The organism is Streptomyces sp. NPDC101225, from assembly GCF_044767585.1.
GTDB lineage: Bacteria > Actinomycetota > Actinomycetes > Streptomycetales > Streptomycetaceae > Streptomyces.
In genome coordinates this window covers 83,045-108,855 of record NZ_JBIWOE010000021.1, presented here as the reverse complement: position 1 = coordinate 108,855, position 25,811 = coordinate 83,045, and the positions used below count along the sequence as shown (strand labels likewise).

Here is a 25,811-nt window from a genome sequence, read left to right as displayed (position 1 = left end):
GTTGCAGGCTATACGCGCCGGTCCCACGGCCGGGTCAGCGGGAGTGGGACCGGACCGGCGAGCCAGGGTGCGGCGCACCGGGCGCGCTGGGGGGCGTTCGCCGCCGGGACGGCCCGGCAGGGGCGTGAGGCCGCCCGAGAAGCGCTTCCGCGCCGGACGTGAACGCCCGGGGACAGGCCGTGCGACGCGGCCCGGCCACCGCCGGTGGTCGAGTTGTCCACAGGCTGTCGCGTGGTTGGTGCACGGACTGGTTAGGCTCGAAGGCGTGAGCAGGCTCCAGGTCGTCAGCGGCAAGGGCGGGACCGGAAAGACCACGGTCGCCGCCGCTCTCGCGCTGGCCCTCGCGACCGAGGGGAAGCGGACGCTTCTCGTCGAGGTCGAGGGGCGCCAGGGCATCGCGCAGCTCTTCGAGACGGAAGCGCTGCCCTACGAGGAGCGGAAGATCGCCGTCGCTCCGGGTGGCGGGGAGGTGTACGCCCTCGCCATCGACCCCGAACTGGCCCTTCTGGACTACCTCCAGATGTTCTACAAGCTCGGGGGTGCGGGCAGAGCCCTGAAGAAGCTCGGCGCGATCGACTTCGCCACCACCATCGCTCCGGGCCTCAGGGACGTGCTCCTGACCGGCAAGGCGTGCGAGGCGGTCCGCCGCAAGGACAGGAGCGGCCGGTTCGCCTACGACTACGTCGTCATGGACGCGCCCCCCACGGGCCGCATCACCCGCTTCCTGAACGTGAACGACGAGGTGGCGGGCCTGGCGAAGATCGGCCCGATACACAATCAGGCGCAGGCCGTGATGCGGGTGCTGAAGTCGAAGGAGACGGCCGTGCACATGGTCACGCTCCTCGAGGAGATGCCCGTCCAGGAGACCGCGGACGGCATCGCGGAGCTGCGGGCCGCGGGGCTGCCGGTGGGCCGGATCATGGTGAACATGGTGCGCCCCGAGGTGTTGGACGCGGCAGAGCTGGAACTCGTACGGGGCGTGCCCCGTTCGGCAGTGGCCAAGGCCCTGTCGTCGGCGGGACTCGGCGGCGCCCGCCGGGGTGGGAACGCCGAGAAGCTGGTGACCCCCCTGCTGGAGCAGGCCGAGGAGTACGGCGAGCGCCACGCACTGGAGCACGAGCAGCGCGCGGTGCTCGGCGAGCTGGGCCTGCCGCTGCACGAACTGCCCTTGCTCACCGAGGGCATGGACCTGGCGGGGCTGTACGAGCTGGCCACCGAGCTGCGGAAGCAGGGGATGTCATGAGTCCGGACCCGGCAGCGGAGCGGCACGGCTCCCGGGCAGCCGACCAGGACGGCGGCCGTCACCACCTCTCCCCCGCGCGCGTGCTCGACGTCGACCGGCTGCTCGACAACCCGCGGACCCGGATCGTGGTGTGCTGCGGCTCGGGCGGCGTCGGCAAGACGACCACCGCGGCGGCGCTGGGCCTGAGGGCCGCCGAGCGCGGGCGCAAGGTGGTCGTGCTGACCATCGACCCGGCGCGCCGGCTTGCGCAGTCCATGGGTATCGACTCGCTGGACAACACCCCGCGCCGGGTGAAGGGTGCCGACGGCGCGGGCGAGCTGCACGCGATGATGCTCGACATGAAGCGCACCTTCGACGAGATCGTCGAGGCGCACGCGGACCCCGAGCGGGCCGCCACGATCCTGTCGAACCCCTTCTACCAGTCGCTCTCCGCCGGCTTCGCGGGCACGCAGGAGTACATGGCGATGGAGAAGCTCGGGCAGTTGCGGGCGCGTGACGAGTGGGACCTGATCGTCGTCGACACCCCGCCGTCCCGCTCCGCGCTCGACTTCCTGGACGCCCCGAAGCGGCTGGGCTCGTTCCTGGACGGGCGGCTGATCCGGCTGCTCACCGCGCCGGCCAAGCTGGGCGGCCGCGCCGGGATGAAGTTCCTGAACGTCGGGATGTCGATGATGACCGGCACGCTCGGCAAGCTGCTCGGCGGCCAACTCCTCAAGGACGTCCAGACGTTCGTGGCCGCGATGGACACGACCTTCGGCGGCTTCCGCACGCGCGCGGACGCCACGTACAAGCTGCTGCAGGCGCCCGGGACGGCGTTCCTGGTGGTGGCGGCGCCGGAGCGGGACGCACTGCGTGAGGCCGCGTACTTCGTGGAGCGGCTGGCGGCCGAGGAGATGCCGCTCGCGGGTCTGGTGCTCAACCGCGTCCACGGCAGCGGCGCCGCCCGGCTGTCGGCCGAGCGGGCGCTCGCCGCCGCGGAAAATCTTGTGGAGCCCCGCATTGTCGATCAGGACGGCGGGAAAGCTGGACTTCGTAACTCTCCCGACCCGTACGGCAGTTCAGAATCTCCCGCATCTGCGCCCGCCGAGTCGTCCCCGTCCGAGCCCGGCTCCCCCGGTCCGGATCAGGAGGACCAGGGCGTCGAGCGGCTCACCGCAGGCCTGCTGAGGCTGCATGCCGAGCGTATGCAGCTGCTCTCCCGCGAGCAGCGCACGCGTGACCGCTTCACCGCGCGCCACCCCGAGGTGGCGGTGGCCGAAGTGGCCGCGCTGCCCGGCGATGTGCACGATCTCGCGGGACTGCGGGACATCGGGGACCGGCTCGCGGCCGATCGGCCCGAGCTGCCCTAGGCATGCGCCGGAGGCCGCCCCGTGCAGCGGGGTGGCCTCAGCTCACCGCCGCGTAGTTCTCGTACACCTGGTCGTCGTCGAGCGGCAGGATGCCCACTCCGCGCTCGTACTCCAGACGAGCCGTCTCAAGGAGCCGGCGCCAGGAGGTCACGGTGGGCCGCCTGCGCAGCAGTGCGCGGCGCTCGCGCTCCGTCATGCCTCCCCACACGCCGAACTCGACGCGGTTGTCCAGCGCATCAGCCAGGCATTCAGTGCGTACCGGACATCCGGTGCACACCGCCTTGGCCCTGTTCTGCGCCGCTCCCTGCACGAACAGTTCATCCGGATCGGTAGTGCGGCAGGCGGCCTGCGCACTCCAGTCGGTTACCCAGCCCATACCGGCGCCGTCCTCTCCCGAATCGAGGCTCCCCCACGGCGGCAGCGGCATATTCACCGCTGCCAGTTGAGGACGTTACGGAAGGCGGGCACAGCGCAACACCCCCTTCGGGCCCAATCTTGAATGGCCCGAACGGACTATGCGTAAGCGGCAGATCACCCGGGGGAGTGAGCTGGTGACATGCGTGACCTTCCCGGCAAACCAGGACAGTTCTCATGAGTCACAACGGGCGGCAACTGACACACGAGGCGGATTCGGACACGTCCCCGCCAAAAAAGTTGGGGAACCTCCGGAACGATTCGGGGTCGCCGGACGTATTGATACGTGGCCCTACTGCTGTGACAGTTGTGAGCAGCTTAGGCCAAGGCATATACGCGTGTCCGGCGAATGAGAACGTAGGCTGCCCCCATGCCAAAGAAGCGCTCGGGCGGTGGTCTGTCGCCGACACAGCAGGCCGCCAAGTTCCTCGGTGTCAGTGTGCTCGCCGGTGCGGTGCTGGCGGGCATCGCGCTGCCCGCCGTCGGCGCGCTCGGACTCACGGCCAAGGGATCGGTGGAGAGCTTCGACGAGCTGCCGGCCAACCTCAAGACGCCCCCGCTGAGCCAGCGCACCTCCATCCTCGACGCCGAGGGCGGCCAGATCGCCACCGTCTACTCGCGTGACCGCACGGTGGTGAACCTCAAGGACATCTCGCCGTACATGCAGAAGGCGATCGTCGCGATCGAGGACTCGCGCTACTACCAGCACGGCGCAGTCGACCTGAAGGGCATCCTGCGCGCGCTGAACAAGAACGCGCAGAGCGGCGGCGTCGCCCAGGGCGCCTCGACCCTCACCCAGCAGTACGTGAAGAACGTCTTCGTGGAGGAGGCCGGCGACGACCCGACGAAGGTCGCCCAGGCCACCCAGCAGACCCTCGGCCGCAAGATCAAGGAGCTGAAGTACGCGATCCAGGTCGAGGAGGAGCTCGGCAAGAAGAAGATCCTCGAGAACTACCTGAACATCACGTTCTTCGGTGAGCAGGCCTACGGCGTCGAGGCCGCCGCCGAGCGCTACTTCTCCAAGCACGCCAAGGACCTCAACCTCCAGGAGTCGGCGCTCCTGGCGGGCATCGTCCAGTCGCCGACCCGGTACGACCCGGTCAACGACGAGGCGGAGGCCACCAAGCGCCGCAACGTCGTGCTCCAGCGCATGGCCGACATGGGCGACATCTCGCAGGCCCAGGCCGACAAGGCCGGGGAGACGCCGCTGAGCCTGAAGCCCAGCAAGCCGAAGAACGGCTGCATCACGGCGGTCAAGGGCGCCAGCTTCTTCTGCAGGTACGTCGAGCAGGTCTTCCTCAGCGACCCGGTCTTCGGCAAGACCAAGGAGGCGCGTGCGAAGGTCTGGAACCAGGGCGGCCTGACGATCCGCACGACCCTGGACCCGCAGGCGCAGAAGTCGGTGCAGGCCTCCCTCAAGGACCACGTCTACAAGTCGGACAAGGTCGCCGCGGCGGCCACCATCGTGGAGCCGGGCACCGGCAAGGTCATCGCGATGGGCCAGTCCAAGCCGTACGGCTACGCCAAGAACGAGACCGAGATCAACTACTCGGTCGGCGCGAGCCTGGGCGGCTCCAACTACGGCTTCCCGACCGGATCGACGTTCAAGCCGTTCCTGGCCGCCGCCGCGATCGAACAGGGCAAGCCCGCCACGCAGGTCTATCCCGCGCCCTACGAGATGCCGTATCCGAAGTCGGTCCAGACGTGCAGCGGCAGGCCCTGGGTCAACGACCGGGGCTACACGCTCAGCAACGAGAGCCCCTCCGAGAAGGGCCCCTACGCCCTCAAGGAGGCCATGGCCAAGTCGGTCAACACCTACTTCGTGCAGATGGTCGCGGACATCGGCATGTGCCCGGTGGTGCAGATGACCGACAAGCTGGGCGTGGTCCAGGGCAACGGCGACAAGATCCCGGAGGTGCCCTCCTCCATGACCCTCGGCTCCACCGGTATCGCGCCCCTGACCATGGCCAACGCCTACGCCACCTTCGCCAACCGCGGCGTCTACTGCACCCCGGTGGCCATCGAGTCCATCTCCCAGAAGGTCGGCAGCGAGAAGAAGTCGCTGCCGGTGCCGAAGTCGACCTGCTCGCGCGCGATGTCGGAGAAGACCGCGGACACCGTCAACACGCTGCTGCGCGGTGTGGTCGACTCCGGTACCGGTCAGCAGGCCGGCCTCACCGACCGCGAGAGCGCCGGTAAGACCGGTACCACCGACAAGCGCAAGAACGCCTGGTTCGTCGGCTACACGCCCAACCTCGCGGGCGCCGTCTGGGTCGGCAGCGCCAAGCAGGACGTCAAGATGCGCAACATCTCCATCGGCGGCGTCTACCACAACCTCGTCTACGGCGCCGACACGCCCGGCCCGATCTGGAAGGACGCCATGACCGGCGCCCTGGAGGGCAAGCCCACGGAGTCCTTCAACCTCATCGACATCCCCGACAGCAACAAGGGCAAGGGCAAGGGCCACGACGACGGGAACAACGGGGACAACGGCGGGAACGCCAACGGCGGCCTCATCGGCGGTCTGGTCAACGGCGGCAACTCCAACGGCGGCGCCACGGGCGGCGGCACCTTCCCGACACCGACCTTCTCCGTCCCGGACAACCTGTTCCAGGGCCAGACCGGCGGCAACGGCAACGGAGGGCGGCGCGGCTGACCTCGTAGCCTCGTAGCCTCCTGGCCTCCTGGCCTCCTGGCCTCCGCAGGAGGCTCGTCCCCGGTCTGGCGCCGGCGCCAGGCCGGCGCCACCCGCACGGCGCGTTTCACCTCCGCCCGGCCGGGCAACGCGCGGACGGCCGAACGGCGTTGAGGGTTGTACACACGCTCCGCAACATCCAGGTCACCGTCGCATCACGAAGTGATCCACATATGGAGCCAACCGGCCGCGTTCCCTCCATACCGGACTTGATCAAGCACGTATGCAGAGTGCAAAAATTCCGTGTTGAACGGTGTGCCCGGCGTGACCAGCCGAGTGGCACCCGCGCCTACGGGAGGGGGGACCTGTGGATTGCTGTGCATCGCCGTGGACTCCACCGCGACACGAACGCGACAGAACGCTCTCTCACGTCGGCCCGACGCCTTAGGCGTGGCCGTTCGTCCTCTTGACCGCGCGGCGTCCCGGCCCAGGCTCCCAACCATGCACCGGGACGCTCGCACGAGAACGCGACAGGAGCTGACCCCATGCGTTCCCACCCGATGATAGGGCGTGCCGCGGCCCGGTTCGCCGTGCGTACCGGGCACCCGCAACCTCCGCCTCCACCAACGGCCGTCCCCGCCACGGCGGTCGGCGCTTCCTCCGCCTGAGATCCAGGTCCAGCACCCTGCTGCACGGCCCGCGCGGCCGCCTGCCGGCAGGGGACCTGATGCTGCCCGCTTCCCGGCACGACCGGACCCCGGCTCCCGCACCACCGCGCCGTCCGGTCCTGCCTCCATGACCACCGACAGGAGTAAGCGCATGGCCGACGACATGGTGCTGCGCGCACAGCGGTTCGTGAACGAGACCTACGGCGACCGCATCGGGATGACGGTCACCGAGGACGGTGTGACCGGCTGGAACACGATGTACGCGCTGACCAGGGCGCTCCAGTACGAACTGGGCATCAGCGCCCTGTCCAACAACTTCGGGCCCACCACGCTGTCCGTACTGGGGTCGAAGTACCCGACGCTGAACGCCTCCACCGTCCCCTCGGCCGACTTCTGCCGCATCATCCAGTCCGGCCTGTACTGCAAGGGCTACGACGGCGGCGAGATCGACGGCATCTACAACTCCCGCGTCGAGGCGGCGATGGCCAAGCTCAAGGCCAACATGGGCGTCGACGCGGCCTTCCCGGGCAGCGACCTGACGCCCAAGGTGTTCAAGGGCCTGCTGAACATGGACGCCTACGTCACCGTCAACAGCGGCTCGGAGACGATCCGCAGCATCCAGCAGTGGCTCAACGGCCAGTACGTCGGCCGGCAGGACTTCTTCATCATCCCGTGCGACGGGCACCACTCCCGTGACGTCGCCAAGTCCATGCTGTTCGCCGTCCAGTACGCGCTCGGCATGGCGGACGGCGTCGCCAACGGCGTCTTCGGCCCCGGCACCCGGGCCGGCCTGAAGGAGCACACGGTGTCCACCGGCTCCGCCGGGGTATGGGTGCAGCTGTTCTCCGCGGCCATGGTCCTCAACCAGTGGCCCGTCGCCTTCACCGGCAGCTACACCTCCGCCCTGGCCACAGCGGTCGGCGACTTCCAGTCCTTCGCCGCACTGCCCGTCACCGGGAAGGGCGACTTCTCCACCTGGGCCTCCCTGCTGGTGTCGTACGGCGACCAGGAACGCTCGGGCGCGGCGTGCGACGGCGTCACCATGATCACCGATGCCCGGGCCCGCTCGCTGAAGGCGGCGGGCATCACCTACGTCGGCCGGTATCTGATCAATCCGAGCACCAAGAGCCTGCCCGAGAAGGAGATCCAGCCGGGAGAGCTCCAGACGATCGCCGACAACGGGCTGCGCTGCTTCCCGATCTACCAGACCTACGGGCGCGACGCGTCGGGCTTCAGCTACGCCGCCGGCCGCTCCGACGCGCAGGCGGCCGTGAACGCGGCGCTCGACCACGGCTTCAAGTCCGGCACCCGGATCTTCTTCGCGGTCGACTTCGACGCCCTCGACTACCAGGTCACCGACGACGTGCTCCCGCACTTCAAGGGCATCCAGGACGCCATCGCCGACGACGGGAACCGCTACCGGATCGGCGTGTACGGGCCGCGCAACGTGTGCACCCGGGTCGCCGAGGCCGGGCACTCGACCGCTTCCTTCGTCTCCGACATGTCGTCCGGGTTCTCCGGGAACTTCGGCTACCCGCTGCCGCCCGACTGGGCCTACGACCAGATCGTCACCCGCGACATCGGCTCCGGGGACGGCGCCCTCAACATCGACATCGATGTCGCCTCGGGCCGTGACACCGGCCAGGGGTCGTTCGACGCACCCCGCACCCTGAAGGCCGACACACTGCTGTCGGCGGGGGTCGTCTCCTCGATGCAGACCGACGTGGGCACGTACATGGAGTCCATCGGCTTCCCCCTGGACGGCGGCACCAAGACCTACCAGCACTGGAAGTGCTTCCAGAGCACGGTCGTCGACCACGACGAGCTGATCACCGAGCTGTCCCAGCGCTACAACATGCGCAAGGCCCTCATCCAGGCCTCGGCCTACTGGGAGATGCGGCACATCGGCATCGAGGACGAGAGCAAGGACGCCCTCGTCATCACCACCTACAACACCACCGGAAAGTTCATCGAGTCCTCCACGGGCATCGGCCAGTGCCGCGGCATCACCGCGGCGTGGGCCTGGAACTACTGCATCAGCCGCGGCTACACCACCGGTTCCGTCACCGACCCCGGCAGTGACGACGCCCTCTACTCGATCTGGAAGAAGCTGTACGACGACGAGGAGTTCGACCTGCGGACCGTGTGCATGGTCCATCTGTGGGACTCCGAGGGCAAGCCGGGCGGCGACCACGACGAGGACCCGCTGCGCTCCATGCGGCTCGACTACACGCAGAGCGAGATCTTCGAAATCCTGCGCCGCTACCAGGGGTTCGGCGACCAGGCCGAGTCCGACAACGTCTACCGCATGGGCCTCTACCAGATCATGGAGAAGTACAACTCCATCTCCCGCAACTCCTGAGGGAGCCCGCCATGCTGGCACTCGTCCTCTTCGCCGGCTTCCTGGCCGGCACCGCCACCGCCCTCGTCCTCGTCCTCCGCGGCCTGCGCAAGGCGCTGAGTTCGGCCAGGCGCGAGCCCGGCCAGGCCCTGCGTGCCGCGGCGTTCGTCCTGGGCGGCGCGGCCGTCGGCGTGTACGCATGGGGCATGGCCCACGCCGGCCTCGCGGTCCTGGACGCGGAGGACGGCGGCACCGGCTCGTCCCCGATCCGGCCGTGCCGCGAGGCCGACCCGGACCGGGCGGTCCATGTCGTCGACTACCACGTCGGCTTCGTACCGCTCGACTTCGAGTGCCGGCTCTCCGGCGGCGGCAGTTACACCACCTCGACCGTGCCCGGCTACGTCAACCCCGCCACCGCCGTACTCGGCCTGGCCGGGGTCGTCTGCGGCATCTTCTCCGCGGCCGACGCGGAGCGCCGTACCCGCACCTCGCCCACCCCTCCCAGCAGCAAAGGCGATTCATGACCCTCTCACGCCGGAGCCTTCTCGCCCGGACCGCCGCCGTCACCGCGGCGGCGTGCCTCCCCTCCCTGCTGACCTCACCCGCCCACGCCGCCACTCCCGGCCCCGACGTCGGCCGGCTGCGCGAGTCGATCCGCAAGGCCCAGGCCCGCAACAAGAAGGTCCTCAGCGGTGAGTTCTCCAGGAACGGATGGGAGATGGAGAAGACCGCCGACGCGCACGGCCACGTCTACACCAGACCCGTTCCCGGCACTCCGCTCGACGGCGTCCAGGTCAGGATCGGCGACGTGGAGACCGTCCTCACCCACGTCGTGCAGCGCTTCCACTACGAGATCGACCAGCTCCGCACGGGCGACGTCCTCGGCTGGCGCGCCCCGGACACGGTGAACAAGCGGCACCCGGAGTCCAACCAGGCGTCCGGGACGGCCCTGCAGATCCGTCCCGGCTTCTACCCGTCCGGCGTGAAGGGCGGCTTCTTCACCGCGCAGCTCCAGGTGGTGCGCGACATCCTCGCCGAGCTCGACGGCGTCGTCCGCTGGGGCGGCGACGACCGCCACGTGGACGAGTCGCTCTTCTACGTCGACGTCAAGCCCGGCGACGCCCGGCTCTCCGCGGTGGTCGAGAAGCTCCGCGACTGGAAGGCCACCCCGGGCCAAGGCGCCGGCGCCCCCGTCGACGTCCTGGCCACCGGCCGGCGCAAGGCCGCCGAGAAACTCCGCCGCCACCAGCGGCGTACGGCCGCCTGAGGGCGACCCGCACGCGTCCGTGCACCACTTTCCCCGCATCGACCAAGGAGAACCGTGAAACTGAGATCCAGGCTCGGCGTCCTGTTCGGCGCCCTGCTGAGTTCGATCGCCCTGGTGATCTCGCTGCCCAGCTCGGCCTACGCCGCGAGCTGCGCCGGCTTCGGCTGCGACGGACACGACCCGAACATACAGACCTGGCAGTCGGGCCCGGTCAGCCCCTACGGCCCCTACGACGCCGGAGGCTCGTTCCTGTACGAGCTGAGATGGGGGAAGACGGACGGGGACCAGTACAGCTGGGGCCGCCTGTGGTACATCAGCGGATCCAACGAGCAGAACTGGTCGGTGTACGTCCAGCGCTGCACCAAGAGCCACTCGACCTGCTACTGGCGGCTGGGCGAGAAGAAGGGCGGCGCGTCCGGGTGGACCGCGAAGGTGCCGTCGGGGACGAACTACTACTACACACGCACCCCGATGTACTACAACCCCTCCACCTACGAGATGCGGGCCTGCGTGGACACCGATGACGGGGACACCCGCTGCACCCCTTGGTACTGACAGGCCCACCGGGTACCGGTGGCCCACCGGGTACTGACGGCCCACGCGGCCGGCGGGCGGCCGGCGCGACCGGAAGAGCGCAGGAGTCCGGCGGGCGGCCTCGACGGCCTCGACGGCCGCGCCGCCCCTGGCCCCCGGGGCGCCCGAGGCGGCGTCCCGCCGGGGTACCGCACCGATGACGGGATCGACCGGCCTCGCCCACGCCGGGCACACGGCTGCCCGGCGCGCACGACGGGTCCGTCGTGCGCGTCGGGTCCGTCGGGTCCGTCGGGTTCGTCGTGCGCGTCGGGCAGGCCGATCAGCCCGCCAGCAGCTTCTTCACCGCCGCGGCGACACGGCCGCCCTCGGCCTGGCCCGCCACCTTCGGGTTCACGATCTTCATGACGGCCCCCATCGCGCGGGGGCCCTCGGCTCCGGCCGCCCTGGCCTCCTCGACGGCCTGCGCGACGATCCGCTCCAGCTCCTCGTCACCGAGCTGCTTGGGCAGGTACGCGGCGAGCACCTCGCCCTCCGCCTTCTCCCGCTCGGCACTCTCCGGCCGGCCACCCTGGGCGAAGGCGTCGGCCGCCTCACGGCGCTTCTTCGCCTCCTTGGTGATCACCTTCAGCACCTCGTCGTCGGAGAGCTCGCGCTTCTCCTTGCCCGCGACCTCCTCCTTGGTGATCGCGGCGAGCGTCAGCCGGAGCGTGGAGGAGCGCAGCTCGTCGCGCTCCTTGATCGCGGCGTTGAGGTCTTCCTGCAGCTTCGACTTGAGCGTGGTGGTCATGGCACCGATTGTCGCAGGTGCACAAGGCCCGATGCCCGTTGATTTAGGGGGCCGTGAGGCTCGGGAGCGTCTTCGGGTCTGACACGATGGACGTATGCGCGCTCGATACGGAGTACCTCTGGGAATCGCGGCGGCGGGCGCCGCCGGTGTGGTGTACGCGGCGGGTTTCGAGACCCGCTCCTTCCGGCTGCGACGGGTGACGGTCCCCGTCCTGCCGGAGGGGATGCAGCCGCTGCGCATCCTCCAGGTCTCCGACATCCACATGGTCGGCGGGCAGCGCAAGAAGCAGCGCTGGCTGCGCTCGCTGGCCGGCCTGCGGCCCGACTTCGTGATCAACACCGGCGACAACCTCTCCGACCCGGACGGGGTGCCGGAGGTCCTGGACGCGCTGGGCCCGCTGATGGAGTTCCCCGGGGCCTACGTCTTCGGCTCGAACGACTACTACGGCCCCAGGTTCCGCAACCCGGCCCGCTACCTGCTGGAGAAGGCCCAGCGGCGGCACGGCCTGAACGGCAACCCGCCGGTCGTCGGCGCGATCCACAATCCGTGGGAGGACCTGCGGGACGGCTTCGACGCGGCGGGCTGGCTCAACCTGACGAACACGCGCGGCACGCTCAAGGTCGAGGGCGTCTCGGTGGAGCTGACGGGCCTGGACGACCCGCACATCAAGCGCGACCGCTACCTCCAGGTGGCGGGCGGCCCGTCCGGCGCGGCGGACTTCTCGATGGGCGTGGTGCACGCGCCGTACCTGCGCGTACTGGACTCCTTCGCGGCCGACGCGTACCCGCTGATCCTCGCGGGCCACACGCACGGCGGCCAGCTCTGCATCCCCTTCTACGGCGCCCTGGTCACCAACTGCGACCTGGACACGGAGCGCGTGAAGGGCCTGTCGACGCACTCGGCGGAGGGGCGCACGTCCTATCTGCACGTGTCGGCCGGCTGCGGCACGAACCGCTACACGCCGGTACGGTTCGCGTGCCCGCCGGAGGCGTCGCTGCTGACGCTGGTGAGCCGGGACTGACGCCAGGGAGGCCGTCGGCGGTCCGGCCGGGGGTGGAGTAACCCGCGCGGCCCACCCGCGTAGCGGCATATGCCCCTTTTGCCTAACTTGAGGGCATGACCGCCCCGATACCCAGGGACATCCCGGACCTTCCCGCACTCTCCGGGGTTCCCTCGCTGCTGCCCTCCGCCGTCCCCGCCGCCGCGGTGGTGACTCCCGTACGCCGTCCCCTCGCCGCCGTGTACCGCCTGCTGGTCGCCCTGGCGGCAGCGGCGGGCGTCACCATCGACCTGCTCCTCGGCAGCCCCGTGAGGGTCCTGAGCTACTTCACCATCCAGAGCAACATCCTCCTGGCCCTGGTCCTCGCCCTCTCGGCCCGCCGCGCCTGGTCGGCCCGCCGTCCGCTCCCCTCGGCGTGGACCGGCGCGACGCTGCTCTACATCACCATCACCGGGCTGGTCTACCACCTGCTCCTGGCCGGCTCCTCCCCCGTGTTCGCCATGACGGGCACCACGACCGCCCTGACCGGCTGGCAGTGGATCAGCAACCAGATCCTGCACACGGCGGTCCCGGCCGCGGCCCTGCTGGACTGGCTGCTGCTGACACCCCGCGGCCGCCTCCACCTCCGCCAGGCCGCGACGTGGCTGCTCTACCCGCTGGCCTACCTGCTGTTCTCCTTCGCGAGGGGCGAGCTGATCCCGCCCGGCACCCCGGGCCGCTACCTCTACCCGTTCCTGGACGTCGACCTCCACAGCTACAAGAACGTCCTCGCCAACGCCCTCCTGCTCGGCCTCGCCTTCTACGGCCTCGCGGTCCTCCTGGTCGCCCTCGACCACGCCCGCCCCAACCCGGTCCGCCCCCGCCGCAAAACCGGATTTCGTCTCCAGCCACCCGTGGGCTAAAGTAAACGACGTCGCCGCGAGCAGCGGCGACGATCGGGGTGTAGCGCAGCTTGGCAGCGCGCTTCGTTCGGGACGAAGAGGTCGTGGGTTCAAATCCCGCCACCCCGACAGTGAAACACCAGGTCAGGGGCCTGATCCGCAGTGCGGGTCAGGCCTCTGAGTGGTTGTGGGGGCCGTCTTGGGAGCCCTCTGGGAGCCGAGTTCGCCGTCTGCGAACCGGCAGCAGCTCGGCCCCTCAGTCACTCCGCGAGGTACTCCACAGCCCAACGGGGCACCTGTTCCGCCTACTTGGGCCGACGTTCCACGGCGGCACCAAGGCGGACGCCGGCATGATGCGCCCCATGGGAACCAGAGACGGCAGTGACGAGGCGTACGTGGTCGGACTGTGCGACCAGGTGCTCGGTGAGACCGCGCTCACCCAGCACAAGTTCGACTGGCTCCAGGGCGACCCCGGGGCCGGCGGCCGACGTGCCAAGCTGCCGGTCGACGCCTACTGGCCCGGCCACCAGCTCGTGGTCGAGTACCGGGAACTCCAGCACGACCGGCCCATGCCCCACTTCGACAAGCCCGACCGGCTCACGGTCAGCGGGGTCCACCGCGGCGAGCAGCGGGCACTGTACGACGCCCGGCGTGATGCGGAGATTCCCGCGCACGGGCTGCGGCTGGTCGTGATCCGGCCGGCCGACCTCGACGCGGACGGTCGCGGACGACTGCGCCGTGACCGGGAGTCGGACCTCGCCGCGGTGAAGAAGATCCTGGCACGTCGCAGCGACGAGGACCGGGTCACCGACGCCTTCCGTACCTGGCTTCTCGCCGGGGGATGGACACCGGTCGATCCCACGGACCGCTGGACCGACCTCGAAGCGGTACGTGGCGATGAGCGGCTGATCTGCGAGGCGAAGGGCCGGACCGGTGAGAAGGGAGTCGACGCCGACATCGCCTACGGGCAGTTGCTGCGGCGGATGACGCGCCAGGAACCCCACACGCGGTACGCCCTGGTGGTGCCGTCCTCGTCCGTGAAGGCCGCGGCACGCGTCCCGGCGCATGTTCGCGAACTGTTGCGCATAGACGTGTACGAGGTGACGGACGCCGACGTGGTACGCCGACTGCCGGCGTAGCGAGGTTCCCGGGCCTCCTGTGGTGCTCGTCCCTTACCCCCGGACCACCCGTGGTGCTCGTCCCTCACCTTGCTCAGAAAACTCGTGCGAACTCTTTCGCCCCTCCGTGCATCGGACTGGAGCAGCGGGTGCAATCGGCCCGTGCACGCACACGTCCCTTCCGGGCGGCGAGTTGTGAGGAGCGCATGGACATGTTTCTGAGGGCACGGCGGGGTGTTGTCGCGGTGGGGGCGGCTGCCGCTCTGGGGCTGCTCACCGCGTGCGGCGGCGGTTCGGGCAGCGGCGGTGGCGGCACCGGCGGTGCCGACCACGGCGGCGGCGACACCTCGGCCACGGCGTCCCAGGCCGCCCCGACCACTCCCGCCGGCGCCCCTTCGGCGCAGGGCACGCAGGACACCTCCGCCGCGGGGAGCGGCGGCGGCAGCACCCGCTGTCACGCCTCCCAGCTGCGTGGACACGTGGGGCGGAACGACCCCGGGGCCGGGCAGGAGAATTTTCCGCTGGTCGTGACCAACTTCTCCGGGACCACCTGCACCCTCGACGGCTACCCGGGCGCCGCCTTCGTGGACGGTTCGGGCCGGCAGGTGGGGCCGGATCCCCGGCGGGCCGCCGGGAGCGCGGTGAAGATCACGCTGGCGCCGGGCCGCAGCGCCTGGGCCGGGCTGAGTTTCGGCAACCCTGAGATCAGTGGCGCGAAGACGGCCACGCCCGCCGGGATTCTGATCACACCGCCGGACGAGAAGGAGCCGGTGAAGGTGGACTGGACGGGCGGGGCGGTACCCGTCTCCGAAGCCGCGAACCTGACGGTCTTCCGGGCGGGCAACGGCGGCTGACAACCGTCCGCGCCGCGTCGTCCGGCTCCGGTCCCTCCCCTCGTGGGGACCGGCGCCGAACGGTGCGGACGGCCTTCGGACTCGAGCGAAGAGATCAGCGGTGGGGCCGACGCCGCCTCTTCCGCAGCTTCGGCACCATGGGCTGAAGCTGACCGAGAACGTTCGGCGTCCTGGGCTGTGTCTCCGGGCGCTGAGCTGATGGCCTGCGCGGACGGCGCGGCGGTGGTTCGCCCTTGCGTCGCGATCCTGCCAGCCGGGGCTCTCGCTGAGGAGATTCCGGCTCCGGTCCGGAGGCTTAAGCCGCAGGTCAGCCGTATAAAGTGAGTTTTCCGGTCCGGATGGACACACGCGAGGGAAGTGAGGAGTGGAGGCCGTGGGTTCCGATTCAGGGGCACGTACGGCCTTCGCGGAGCGGCTCGCTCTGCTGTACAAGGAGGCGGGCAACCCTCCCCTCGCGCGCGTGGCCGAGGCGGTCGTACAGCTGCAGCGGGTGGACGAGCGCGGACGGCCCGTACGGGTCTCCGCACAGCGCATCAGCGACTGGCGGCGGGCCAAGAACGTGCCGGCGCAGTTCGCCGCCCTGGCCGCCGTGCTGCACGTCCTCATCCCCCAGGCCCGGCGCATCCGGTCCACGCCGGTCTCCGCCGGCCTCTACGACCTGGGCCACTGGCAGCGGCTGTGGGAGCGCGCCGTGGCCGACCCGGCCGGCGACCGGCCCGCGGCGGCGGTTCCCGAGGAGGCCACCGCCGAGGCCCCGAACGCCCCTGTCGTGTGTCCGTACCGGGGCCTGGCCTCCTACCGGCAGGAGGACGCCCGCTGGTTCTTCGGCCGGACCCGGAGCACCGGAGCGCTCGTCGACCAGCTGCTCGCGGCGGAGGGGACGGGCGGCCTGGTCATGCTCGTCGGCGCCTCCGGCGCGGGGAAGTCCTCGCTGCTGCACGCGGGCCTCGCGACCGCGGTGCAGAGCGGTGCGCTGGGCGGCGGCAACAAGCCGCGGGGCGTGCTGCAGCTCGTACCGGGAGCGGACCCCGTCGGGGAGCTGACCCGGAGGATTCCCGAACTCGGTCCCGCCCTCGCGAAGAGCACGGGGAGCACGGAGAGCACCGAGCGTGCGGGGAGTACGCCGCGTGCGGGGCGCACGGGGAGTACGCCGCGTGCGGAGAGCACCGGGAGTGCGCCGCGTGCGGAGAGCACCGGGAGTGCGCCGCGTGCGGAGAGCACCGGGAGTGCGCCGCGTGCGGAGAGCACCGGGAGTACGCCGCGTGCGGAGACCGCAGGGACCAGGGGAAACGCGAGGGACGAAGCGCACCAGGACGAACGCGCCGTCCGCGACGCCTTCGCGCGGTGGGCCCGCCGTGAGGCGCCGTCCGGGGGCCGTCCCGTGGTCATCGTGGACCAGTTCGAGGAGGCGTTCACCCTCTGTCCGGACGAGGCGAGCAGGCGGCTGTTCGTGCGGATCCTGCACGCCGCGTGCACGCCCGCGCACCCCGAGGAGCCGGCCCCGGTGCTGGTGGTCCTCGGCATCCGTGCCGACTTCTACGAGCAGTGCCTGGCCCACCCCGAGCTGGCCGACGCGCTGCAGCACCGCCACATGGTGCTCGGGCCGCTGACCACCGCCGAGCTGCGTGACGCGGTGAACGGTCCGGCCAAGGCCGTCGGGCTGGAACTCGAACCGGGTCTCGCGGAGCTGATCGTGCGCGAGGTGAGCGCCGACGGACCCCGCGGCGCGCACGACGCCGGCGTGCTGCCGCTGCTCTCGCACGCGCTCCTCGCCACCTGGCAGCGGCGCAAGGCGGGGCGGCTGACGCTGGCCGGCTACCGCGCCGCGGGCGGTATCCAGGGCGCGGTGGCCGCGACCGCCGAGCGGGCCTGGTCCAGCCTCGATCCGCCCGCCCGTACGGCCGCGCGGCTGCTGCTGCTGCGGCTGGTCAGACTCAGCGAGGACACCCAGGCCACCCGCCGCAGAGGCACCCGGCGCCAGCTGGCGGACGAGTCGACCGACCCCGACAAGACGGAGGAGTCGCTGGAGGCGCTGGTGCGCGCCCGGCTGGTGACGCTCGACGCGGAGACCGTGGAGATCACCCACGAGGCGCTGCTGCACGCCTGGCCGCGGCTGCGCGACTGGATCGACGAGGACCGCAACGACAACCTGCTGCGGCAGCGGCTGGAGGAGGACGGCCGGGCCTGGGAGGGCTCGGACCGCGACGCGTCGCTGCTCTACCGGGGTTCGCGGCTGGAGCAGGCCCACACCTGGGCGAAGTCCGCCAAGGACGGCGGCGACACCTTCCTCACCCGCAGCGCGGTGGAGTTCCTGGCCGCCTCGGTCAGGCTGCGCCGACGCACGGTGTGGATCAGCCGCGGCGCGGTCTCCGCCCTGGTGGTGCTCGCGCTCCTGGCCGTCGGCGCGGCGGTCGTCGCCTGGCAGCAGCGCAACGACGCCGTCTTCGAGCAGGTGGTCGCCGAGGCCGACCGCGTCCAGTACACCGATCCGTCGCTCTCCGCCCAGCTCGACCTGGTGGCGCACCGGCTGCGGCCGGGCGACCAGGACGCCAACAGCCGGCTGGTGTCGATCGTGAACGCCCCACTGGCCACCCCGCTGAGCGGCCACACCGGCGCCGTCTACCTCACCTCGTTCAGCCCGGACGGGAAGCTCCTGGCCACCGCCAGCTACGACCGGACGGTCCGGCTGTGGGACGTGCGCGACCGCAGCCGGCCCAAGCCGCTCGGCAGCCCCCTCACCGGCCACACCAGCTGGGTGAGCAGCGCGGTCTTCAGCCCGGACGGGCACACCCTCGCCAGCGCGGGCGACGACGGGACGATCCGGCTGTGGGACGTACGGGACCCGGCCCGGCCCGTTCGGCTCGGTGCGCCGCTGACCGGGCACAAGGGCACCATCTACCTGATCGCCTTCAGCCCGGACGGGCACACGCTGGCCTCCGTCGGCGAGGACCGCACCGCGCGCCTGTGGGACGTGTCCGACCCGGCGCACGCCACGCAGATCGGCCCGCCCCTCACCGGCCACACCGCCGCCGTGCGCTCGGTCGCCTTCAGCCCCGACGGACGGACGCTGGCGACGGGCGGCGACGACGACACCGTACGGCTGTGGAACGTGTCCGACCCGGCGCACGCCACGCAGATCGGCCCGCCCCTCACCGGCCACACCGACCTGGTGCACTCCGTGGCCTTCAGCCCGGACGGCGACACCCTGGCCAGTGGCAGCGCGGACGACACCGTACGGCTGTGGAACGTGTCCGACCGGGCCCGCGCCACGCAGATCGGCCCGCCCCTCACCGGGCACACCGGCCCCATCTGGTCCGTCGACTTCAGCCCGGACGGGGAGCAGCTGGCCGCGGCGAGCGCCGACAGCACCGCGAGCCTGTGGAACGTCAGCGATCCGGCCTACCCCTCGCAGGTCGGCGAGCCGCTGGCGGGCAGCAGCGGCGAGATGTACGCGCTGGGGTTCAGCCCCGACGGCCGGACCCTCGCCACGGGAAGCGGTGACGGCAAGGTCCGCCTGTGGTCGATCCCGACGGCGGACATGATCGGCCGGACCGGGCGGTTCCGGCCGGACGGGAAGGTGCTCGCCACCGTCGGCCGCGACGGCGCGGTCCGGCTGTGGAACGTGCGGAAGCCCGGCCGGCCGGTGGCGCTGAGCAGGCCGTTCAAGCACGCGGACGGCGGCGGGGAGACGGTCTTCTCCCCCGACGGCCGCACCCTCGCGGTACTCACGGGGCACCGCACGGTGCACCTGTGGAACGTCGCCGACCCGGCCCGGCCGGTCCCCTACGGGCGGCCCATCGAGCTCCGGACCCGGTTCATGGGCCCCGACGCGCTGGCGTTCAGCGCGGACGGGCGCACCCTGGCCACCGCCTACACCGACCACACCTTCCAGCTGTGGAACGTCGGGGACCCCTCCCACGTGGTCGCGTACGGCGCCCCGCTCACCGGCCACAAGGGCTACATCAACGCCCTCGACTTCAGTCCGGACGGCCACACCCTCGCCAGCGGCAGCGCCGACGGCACCATCCGGCTGTGGGACGTCACCGACCCGGCGCACACGGCGCCGGTCGGCGCGCCGCTCAAGTGGCACGCGGGACCGGTCAACGTGCTCGCCTACAGCCCCGACGGCCACACGCTCGCGAGCGGCGGTGACGACGACACGGTCCGGCTGTGGGACAGCACCGATCCGGCCAGGACGACGCGGCTGGGCTCGCCGCTCACCGGTCACACCGAGGCGGTCGTGTCGCTGACGTACAGCCCGGACGGGCACACGCTGGCCAGCGGCGGCAACGACAACACCGTCCGCCTGTGGAACGTGTCCGACCCCTCCGGCGCCAGGCCGATCGGCCAGTCGATGAGCCCCAACGCCAAGACCGGCAACTTCCTCGCCTTCAGCCCGCGCAGCCACATGCTCGGCGTCTCCAGCGGCGCCGACACCGTACGGCTGTGGAGCCTGGAGCCCGACGACGCCGTCCGGCGGATCTGCTCGACCACGCACGGGGTGCTGACGGCGCAGAAGTGGCACGAGTACCTGCCGCGGCTTTCGTACCGGCCTCCGTGCGGCGACTAAAGTGTCAACTCCGTTACGACAATGGTGAGTTGATCGACGGGAACTCGTGATTCCGGCCACAACCACGGGCCGGAGACGGGCCGCCGACTCCCGCCACGCGTGCGGCCTTGTTAGGCTGGGCCTCAGCCCGGTCGCTGGTGCATCCCCCGTCGCCAGCGACCGGGTCTTCGCATGTCCGCCACATGCCCGGAAAGGTGGTGAGCGCCGCCGTGGACCGGCGCATCGCCGTCGTCACCGCCGTGCACGCCCCCTCGGCCGGCTTCCTGGCCGAGGCGTACAAGTCCCTTTGCGCGCAGGAGCTGTGGCCGGGCTGGTCGTGGCACTGGGTGATCCAGGAGGACGGCGCGACGGACGAGGTCCGCGGCCACGTCCCCGACGACGCGCGGGTGAGCTTCCGGCAGGGCCGGCCGGGCGGCCCCGGTGTCGCCCGCACCATGGCACTCGCCCGGGCCGAGGGCCCGTACGTGAAGATCCTCGACGCCGACGACCTGCTCCCGGCCGGCGCGCTGGCCCGTGATCTGGCGGTGCTGGAAGGCGATCCGGAGATCGGGTGGACGACGTCGCGAGCGCTGGACCTGCTGCCGGACGGCTCGACGGCCGGCTTTCCGGGCGACCCGGAGGAGGGGCCCATCGAGCGGGGTGCCCTGCTCGACTTCTGGCGGGCGAACGACTTCCGCGCCCAGGTGCACCCCGCCACGCTCTGCGTCCGCCGGGACCTGCTGCTGGCCCTCGGCGGATGGATGGCCCTGCCGGCGTCGGAGGACACCGGTCTGCTGCTCGCGCTGAACGCCGTGAGCCGGGGCTGGTTCTCCCGCGGGACGGGCCTGCTCTACCGCAAGTGGGACGGGCAGGTGACCGGCCGGGCGGCGCACATGGACCCGGCCGAGCGCGCCGCGCGGATGACCGTGGTGGAGGCGCGGGCGAGGGCCCTCGCGGAGTTCCGCCCGCACCCTCCCCTCACGGACTGACCGCCCCGCCGCCGGCGGCGGCGAGCCAGCCCGCCACCCGGCGCACCGTCGTCTCGTCGAGCCGCTCCACCAGCGCCTGTACGGCTGTGTGGTCGTCGGAGGCGAGGTCGTAGAGGCCCGCCTTGCTCAGTCCGGCCATGAGCACCTGCCGCTTGCGGGCGTCCATGCGCTCCGAGAGACGGCTCGGCTCCTCGGGGCCGGCGGGCGGCCGGGGGACGGGAGCGGCGGCGGCCTGCACGTCGAAGCGCCGCCATGCGCCGTCCTGCGGGCCCCACAGGCTCACCGCGAGCGTGCCGCCGCGCGCCCGCACGGTCTGGGCCATCTCGCCGAGCGCGTACTGCACGGGCGCGCGGTGCGGCGACTCGGCGCACACCCGCCAGGTTCCCGGGGAGGACCCGTGGAACAGCGCGACCCAGCGGGGGTCCCCGGTCGGCTGCGGACTGGGGGGAGGTGTCGTCGTCGCCACTGCGTTCAGCCCTTCACTCACCCGTTTGGAAGCCGGACAGCAGGGGACGATAACTGACGGTCCGTCAGATATCCAGAAGCGGGATCGGGGAGGTTGGGATGACCGGGCTCGATGACGGGGAGGCGCTCAGGAAGGGCCATGCCGCCCGTGCGCACAGTGCCCACACCCGTGCCGTGGCGGCGTGCGCGCACGCCGGGGTGGACCCGGTCGTCGGCGAGCTCGTGCCGACGACTCCCGCCGGGCGCGCCGCGGGCGCCCTGCGCCTGTCCGCGCGCTCCCTCGACGCACTCGCCGGGAGCACCCCCGGCCCCGCGGCCGACGCCCGCTGCGCGCGCAACGCCTCCGCCGCCGCCGCGCTCGCCGCGCAGCTGGCCGCCGCGGCCGGCGGCGGGTCCGGCCACCCGGCCCTGCGGGCGGCCCTGGCCGCCTCGCAGGCGGCCGCGGCGGCGGCCGGCGGGTCCGCCGGGGGCCGGGACACGTCCCTGAACGCCGCCGCCGACGACGCCGAGGAACGCGCGGTCGCCGCGGCCCACGCGGCGGGGTGGGGCGTCAGTTGTTCCAGGACTCGTCGTACGGATCCTTCGGGGTCGGGACCGGCTTCGACGCCATGACGCGCAGATAGGGGATCGGGCGGCCGTTCACGGGGTCCTTGGTCTGCCGGGCGGTGTAGGTCCCCTTCACCTGCAGCCACTTGTCCGGCTGGAGCACCGGGGGGATCGTGCCGGTCAGGGCGATCTTCACCGGCTGGGCGTCGGCGGCACAGCAGTTGAGGGCCATCCGCACCAGGTAGGGGTGGCCGGCCTGGTCCAGGGCGACGAAGCCGGTGACCTCGACCTCGCGGCCGCCGATGGAGCGCCCGTGGTCGTAGACCGCGCGGGTCGCGTAGTCGACGACGGTCAGGGGCAGCGGGTTCGAGGCGGGCAGGGCGTTGTAGCCGTACGGCTGCTGGAGCGCCGTGCCGGTGCGCATCGCGCTGTAGGAGCCGAGGGCCGGCGGGGCGACCAGGACGAGAGCGAGAAGGGGGAGGGCGAGGAACCAGGCGACACGGGGTTCGCGGTGGCCGTGACCGTGACCGTCGTCGTGCCCCTCCCCCGTGCCGTGGCCGTCCTCCTCGCCGTGCCCCTCCCCCGTGCCGTGGCCGTCCTCCTCGCCGTGCCCTTCCCTCGTGCCGTGGCCGTCCTCGTGACCGTCGCCGTGGGCCCTGCCGCCGCGGCCCCGCCACTCGTACCAGACCGTGGCGAGCGCCGCCGCGATCAGCACCGCGCCGGACAGCAGCAGCAGCGGCTGCAGCCCCGCCTTCACGTACCGCAGGTAGAGGTCGGTGGAGCCCGCGTGCAGCAGGGCCGCGCCGAGCAGGAACAGGACCACCGCCTGCGCCTGGCGGTTCACAGGAGCACCGCCCCGGTCAGGACCGCGCCCGCGATCGCGAGGGCGAAGGTGGCCGGCGCGAACCGCAGGGCGAAGCCCCGGCCGAACGTGCCCGCCTGCATCGCGAACAGCTTCAGGTCGATCATCGGGCCGACGACCAGGAACGCCAGCTTGGCCGTGAGCGAGAACTGGGTGAGTGACGCCGCCACGAACGCGTCCGCCTCCGAGCAGATCGACAGCAGTACGGCGAGGACGGCCAGCGCCAGGATCGCGACCAGCGGGTTGCCCGCCGCCGTGCGCAGCCAGCTCGCCGGGGCGACCGCCTTCAGGGTCGCCGCGGCCATCGCGCCGATGACCAGGAAGCCGCCCGCGTGCATCACGTCGTGCCGGACCGAGCCCCAGAACGCGGCGCCCTTGCCCTGGCCCTCGTGGTGCGGGCGCTCCGGCGGGCGCAGCCAGTCGGTGCGGCCCAGGCGCTGCCACAGCCAGCCCATCACACAGGCCACCAGCAGGCTGGCGACGAAGCGGGCGAGGACCATCTCGGGGTTGCGGGGGAAGGCGACCGCGGTCGCCGTCAGCACGATCGGGTTGATCGCCGGGGCGGAGAGGAGGAAGGCCAGCGCCGCGGCCGGGGTGACGCCCCGCCGGACCAGCGCACCGGCGACCGGTACGGACGCGCACTCGCAGCCGGGCAGGACCGCGCCCGCCACCCCGGCGACCGGTACCGCCAGCGCGGGCCGCTTCGGCAGCGCGCGGGCGAAGAACGACGCCGGAACGAACACGGCGATGGCCGCGGAGAGCAGCACGCCGAGGACGAGGAAGGGCAGCGCCTGGACGAGTACGGCCACGAACACCGTCATCCAGCTCTGCATGACGGGCGCGGAGAGCGCGCCGCGGATGGGCCCCTGGAGCACCACCAGCGTCAGGAGCAGCACGATCAGGGCGAGGGACTTCGTGTCGCCGGACTTGGACCCGCCGGACTTGGAGTCGGCTGACTTGGACCCGCCGGACTTGGACCCGCCGGACTTGGACCCGCCGGACTTGGACCCGGCGGACTTGATGGACTCGGCTGACCTGGACTCGGCGGACTCCGTGTCGGCGGTCCGGGCGGTGCCGGCAGTGCGGGCGGGTCCGGCAGGTCCGGCGGTGTCGGCGGGCCCGGTGGCGTCGGCGGGCCCGGTGGTGTCGGGTGATCGTGTGTCCGGGCCGCCGGCCACCGATGCGTGACGGTCCGCCGTCGGCGGGGCTGCTTTGGTGAGGGCCACGTGCGAGGTACCTCCGGTGGTACGAAAGGGCGCTGGATTCCCTCCCCTTCGGTACGCCGGGAAAGCGGCCGTTGTTCAGTCGCCTCTGGAACCACCCGCCTCCTTGGGGCAGTCTTTTCCCTCGTGGCGAGCGTTCCGAATCAAGGGCAGCCGGGTGATGACGGGTCCGCGCACATGGTCGTGTGCGGCGACGACGGACTGGCGCACCGGCTCACCGCGGAACTGCGGGGTGTCTACGGTGAACAGGTCACCCTCGTCGTACCGCCCTCCGAGCGCGGTGTGCGCACGCAGGTGGTCGGGCGGGCCCGGGCGACGACGGCGGCGCTGCTCGACCGGGTGGTGAACGCGACCGTCAACCGCGCGGGCGGCGCCGCCGCCGGACCCGCCGGAACCTCCCAGGTCATGGCGGCCGCCGAGCCCACCGAGGAGGTACTCGGCGCGGCGGGCGTGGAGCGGGCCGCCGCGCTGGCGCTCGTGTACGACGACGACGAGACCAACATCCGCGCCGCCCTCACCGCCCGCCGCCTCAACCCCAGGCTGCGGCTGGTCCTGCGGCTCTACAACCGGCGGCTCGGCCAGTACATCGAGGAACTCCTCGACCAGGCCGCCGCGCTGGCCACGGGTGGCGCGGACGGCGCCGGCTCCGACGCCTCCACGACCGTGCTCTCCGACGCCGACACGGCCGCACCGGCGCTCGTCGCCACCGCCGTCGCGGGTACCAGCAAGGTCGTGCAGACCGACGGCCTGCTACTGCGGGCGGTGGAACGGACGCCGATGGCCGGGCAGTTGGCGCAGCCGGGACTGGCCACGCTGGCGCTGCTGTCCGCGGACGGCGCCGACAACGGCGGGGAGCAGGGCCCGGAACTGCTGCCCGACGCGGCGGCGGTCCGGGCGGCGACCGGCCGCGGGACGGTCGTGCTGGAACAGGTGTCCTACGCCGGGCCCGAACTGCCGCCCGCCCGCGGGGCCGTGGCGTTCGCGTCGCTGTTCTCGCGCCGGCTGCGCTGGTCGCTGGCGGGGCTGGCGGGGTGCGTGCTCGCGCTCGCGGTGGCCCTGTGGGTGGTGACGGGGACGCATCCGCTGAGCGCCTTCTATCTGACGCTGCTCGATCTGTTCGCCATCGACGACCCCGCGATCGGCGCGTCCGTCGGGCGGCAGATCCTGCAACTCCTGTCCGGGCTCACGGGGCTGCTGCTGCTTCCGGTCCTGCTGGCCGCGGTGCTGGAGGCGCTGGGCACCTTCCGCACCGCGTCCGCGCTGCGCAAGCCCCCGCGCGGGCTGAGCGGGCACGTGGTGCTGCTCGGCCTCGGCAAGATCGGCACGCGCGTGCTGACCCGGCTGCGCGAACTGCGCATCCCCGTCGTGTGCGTCGAGTCCGACCCCGAGGCGCGGGGGCTGGCGACCGCGCGCCGGCTGCGCGTGCCGGTGGTGCTCGGGGACGTCACCCAGGAAGGCGTCCTGGAGGCGGCCAAGATCCACCGGGCGCACGCGCTGCTCGCGGTGACCAGCGTGGACACCACGAACCTGGAGGCCGCGCTCTACGCCCGGTCCGTACGCCCGGATCTGCGGACCGTCCTGCGGCTGTACGACGACGACTTCGCCACCGCCGTGTACCGGACCCTGCGCGCCGCCCATCCGCGGGCGTCCACCCGCAGCCGCAGCGTGACCCATCTGGCGGCGCCCGCCTTCGCCGGGGCGATGATGGGCCGCCAGATCCTGGGTGCGATCCCGGTGGAGCGGCACGTCCTGCTGTTCGCCGCGGTGGACGTGGGCGGCCATGCGCAGCTGGAGGGCAGGACGGTCGCGGAGGCGTTCCGGCCGGGGGCCTGGCGGGTGCTGGCCCTCGACACCGCCGCCGCCTCCGGCGGCCGGCGGGAGGAACCGGCCGCCGAGGAGGCGTACGACGACCTGCCGGGGTCGGGGCTGGTGTGGGACCTGCCGGACACGTATGTGCTGCGCGCCACCGACAGGGTGGTGCTCGCCGCTACGCGGACGGGACTGGCGGAGTTGCTGGGGCGGCGTCCTCCTGAGCGTGCGTTGCTGGGGGCCGCCGGCCCCAGACCCCCGCTTCGTCCCTGAACGG

Annotated in this window: 20 protein-coding genes and 1 tRNA gene; 16 read left to right on the top strand and 5 right to left on the bottom strand. The window is 71.9% G+C overall.

All coding sequences use genetic code 11. From position 1 onward, the window contains the following. The first annotated feature begins 124 nt into the window (after positions 1–124). Together ACIRPX_RS27100 and ACIRPX_RS27095 are read left to right on the top strand one after the other, a co-directional pair. Positions 125–1,243, top strand: coding sequence for an ArsA-related P-loop ATPase (locus ACIRPX_RS27100; protein WP_404199647.1), 1,119 nt, complete (start codon positions 125–127; stop codon positions 1,241–1,243). After that, positions 1,240–2,592, top strand: coding sequence for an ArsA family ATPase (locus tag ACIRPX_RS27095; protein ID WP_404199644.1), 1,353 nt, complete (start codon positions 1,240–1,242; stop codon positions 2,590–2,592). The genes ACIRPX_RS27100 and ACIRPX_RS27095 overlap by 4 nt, the downstream gene beginning before the upstream one ends. 37 nt (positions 2,593–2,629) lie before the next feature. Here ACIRPX_RS27095 and wblA read toward each other — a convergent pair whose 3' ends face one another. Beyond that, positions 2,630–2,968: a transcriptional regulator WblA gene (gene wblA, locus ACIRPX_RS27090; RefSeq protein WP_037783411.1), complete on the bottom strand. Its 339-nt coding sequence runs from the start codon at positions 2,966–2,968 to the stop codon at positions 2,630–2,632. A 408-nt stretch (positions 2,969–3,376) separates the two neighbouring features. On the opposite strand from wblA, the gene ACIRPX_RS27085 reads away from it, so the two are divergent. From ACIRPX_RS27085 to ACIRPX_RS27065, 5 genes are all read left to right on the top strand, one after another. Continuing rightward, entirely contained in the window at positions 3,377–5,662 is a 2,286-nt protein-coding gene (locus ACIRPX_RS27085) for a transglycosylase domain-containing protein (RefSeq protein WP_404199642.1), read from the top strand. Between the two features lie 798 nt (positions 5,663–6,460). Continuing rightward, positions 6,461–8,671, top strand: coding sequence for a glycoside hydrolase domain-containing protein (locus ACIRPX_RS27080; RefSeq protein ID WP_404199639.1), 2,211 nt, complete (start codon positions 6,461–6,463; stop codon positions 8,669–8,671). Positions 8,672–8,682: 11 nt separating this feature from the next. After that, entirely contained in the window at positions 8,683–9,174 is a 492-nt protein-coding gene (locus ACIRPX_RS27075) for a hypothetical protein (RefSeq protein WP_404199636.1), read from the top strand. Continuing rightward, on the top strand, positions 9,171–9,917 hold the full coding sequence (locus tag ACIRPX_RS27070; protein WP_404199633.1) for a hypothetical protein: 747 nt from the start codon (positions 9,171–9,173) through the stop codon (positions 9,915–9,917). Before ACIRPX_RS27075 ends, ACIRPX_RS27070 begins: the two co-directional genes overlap by 4 nt. 54 nt (positions 9,918–9,971) lie before the next feature. Then, positions 9,972–10,472: a hypothetical protein gene (locus tag ACIRPX_RS27065; protein WP_404199630.1), complete on the top strand. Its 501-nt coding sequence runs from the start codon at positions 9,972–9,974 to the stop codon at positions 10,470–10,472. A 298-nt stretch (positions 10,473–10,770) separates the two neighbouring features. On the opposite strand, the gene ACIRPX_RS27060 is transcribed toward ACIRPX_RS27065, so the two are convergent. Next, the gene (locus tag ACIRPX_RS27060) at positions 10,771–11,238 is read right to left on the bottom strand and encodes a GatB/YqeY domain-containing protein (protein WP_404199627.1); all 468 of its coding nucleotides are present in this window, start codon (positions 11,236–11,238) and stop codon (positions 10,771–10,773) included. A 94-nt stretch (positions 11,239–11,332) separates the two neighbouring features. On the opposite strand from ACIRPX_RS27060, the gene ACIRPX_RS27055 reads away from it, so the two are divergent. From ACIRPX_RS27055 to ACIRPX_RS27025, 7 genes are all read left to right on the top strand, one after another. After that, complete coding sequence (locus ACIRPX_RS27055; protein WP_404199624.1) at positions 11,333–12,259, top strand: metallophosphoesterase; 927 nt, start codon at positions 11,333–11,335, stop codon at positions 12,257–12,259. A gap of 95 nt (positions 12,260–12,354) precedes the next feature. Next, positions 12,355–13,140 carry a Pr6Pr family membrane protein gene (locus ACIRPX_RS27050; protein WP_404199621.1) on the top strand — a complete coding sequence of 262 codons (786 nt, stop codon included), beginning with the start codon at positions 12,355–12,357 and terminating at the stop codon, positions 13,138–13,140. 34 nt (positions 13,141–13,174) lie between these two features. Then, positions 13,175–13,248 (top strand) — tRNA-Pro (locus ACIRPX_RS27045). 233 nt (positions 13,249–13,481) lie between these two features. Continuing rightward, positions 13,482–14,258, top strand: coding sequence for a hypothetical protein (locus ACIRPX_RS27040; protein WP_404199618.1), 777 nt, complete (start codon positions 13,482–13,484; stop codon positions 14,256–14,258). 185 nt (positions 14,259–14,443) lie between these two features. After that, positions 14,444–15,091 carry a DUF4232 domain-containing protein gene (locus tag ACIRPX_RS27035; protein ID WP_404199615.1) on the top strand — a complete coding sequence of 216 codons (648 nt, stop codon included), beginning with the start codon at positions 14,444–14,446 and terminating at the stop codon, positions 15,089–15,091. A gap of 373 nt (positions 15,092–15,464) precedes the next feature. Continuing rightward, a complete protein-coding gene (locus ACIRPX_RS27030; RefSeq protein ID WP_404199612.1) occupies positions 15,465–19,661 on the top strand; it encodes a hypothetical protein in 4,197 nt (1,398 codons plus the stop codon). 182 nt (positions 19,662–19,843) lie between these two features. Beyond that, positions 19,844–20,629 carry a glycosyltransferase family 2 protein gene (locus ACIRPX_RS27025; protein WP_404199609.1) on the top strand — a complete coding sequence of 262 codons (786 nt, stop codon included), beginning with the start codon at positions 19,844–19,846 and terminating at the stop codon, positions 20,627–20,629. Here the strand turns inward: ACIRPX_RS27025 and ACIRPX_RS27020 are convergent. Then, complete coding sequence (locus tag ACIRPX_RS27020; RefSeq protein WP_404199606.1) at positions 20,619–21,095, bottom strand: hypothetical protein; 477 nt, start codon at positions 21,093–21,095, stop codon at positions 20,619–20,621. The two genes, ACIRPX_RS27025 and ACIRPX_RS27020, sit on opposite strands and share 11 nt — an antisense overlap. A 98-nt stretch (positions 21,096–21,193) precedes the next feature. On the opposite strand from ACIRPX_RS27020, the gene ACIRPX_RS27015 reads away from it, so the two are divergent. Further along, the gene (locus ACIRPX_RS27015; RefSeq protein ID WP_404199603.1) at positions 21,194–21,706 is read left to right on the top strand and encodes a hypothetical protein; all 513 of its coding nucleotides are present in this window, start codon (positions 21,194–21,196) and stop codon (positions 21,704–21,706) included. Here the strand turns inward: ACIRPX_RS27015 and ACIRPX_RS27010 are convergent. Continuing rightward, a complete protein-coding gene (locus tag ACIRPX_RS27010) occupies positions 21,645–22,484 on the bottom strand; it encodes a TIGR03943 family putative permease subunit (RefSeq protein WP_404199600.1) in 840 nt (279 codons plus the stop codon). The two genes, ACIRPX_RS27015 and ACIRPX_RS27010, sit on opposite strands and share 62 nt — an antisense overlap. Further along, positions 22,481–23,728, bottom strand: coding sequence for a permease (locus tag ACIRPX_RS27005; protein ID WP_404199597.1), 1,248 nt, complete (start codon positions 23,726–23,728; stop codon positions 22,481–22,483). The genes ACIRPX_RS27010 and ACIRPX_RS27005 overlap by 4 nt, the downstream gene beginning before the upstream one ends. A 174-nt stretch (positions 23,729–23,902) precedes the next feature. Here ACIRPX_RS27005 and ACIRPX_RS27000 point away from each other — a divergent pair, with 174 nt between their 5' ends. After that, complete coding sequence (locus ACIRPX_RS27000; protein WP_404199594.1) at positions 23,903–25,807, top strand: NAD-binding protein; 1,905 nt, start codon at positions 23,903–23,905, stop codon at positions 25,805–25,807. Positions 25,808–25,811 lie beyond the last annotated feature (4 nt).